Raw genomic sequence first — 475 nt, 5'->3', positions numbered from 1 at the left:
ATGTCGGGCCGATCTACGACCAGCAGGTGATCGTCACGCTGGTCAAGGGCGATCGCGTGCTGATCGCCGAGGCGCCAGCGGCACCGCCCGTCCCGAAGATCGCGGCCTGCGATGCCTTGTGGACCGCGGCCGACGCCGCCGCCCAGAAATTCCAGGAGGCCTACCAGGCTTCGGAGCTCAAGGACGAAAAGGCCTACGATGCCGCCAACGCCGCCTGGGAAAAAGGCGACGGCGACTACCGCGCCTGCATGGGCGAGCATCTGCCCGGCGACCCGGCCTTCCCTGCCCTGCTTGCCCACGCGCAGGAGCTCGCCGATCACATGGCGGGAAAGTAGGCGCGGCGCGGCTTCGGCGCCCCGCTTCCCCTTCAGCTCCTCCGGTTGCTGTGCCTGCAGCAATGGGACCAATACTGAAACTTCTGGCCCGCATGGAAGTCTAAATTTAAGCACTTTCTACTAAGTTCGACCGATGGGCC

The 475-nt window shown here is 65.3% G+C and carries 1 pseudogene; it reads left to right on the top strand.

The features are described from left to right. Positions 1–335: pseudogene (locus EOA32_RS37725) on the top strand (hypothetical protein); the annotation flags it as partial. Between the last annotated feature and the right edge of the window lie 140 nt (positions 336–475).

Origin of the sequence: Mesorhizobium sp. M1A.F.Ca.ET.072.01.1.1, assembly GCF_004023325.1 — a bacterium.
Taxonomy (GTDB): domain Bacteria; phylum Pseudomonadota; class Alphaproteobacteria; order Rhizobiales; family Rhizobiaceae; genus Mesorhizobium.
This window is presented reverse-complemented; position numbering and strand designations above follow the sequence as displayed.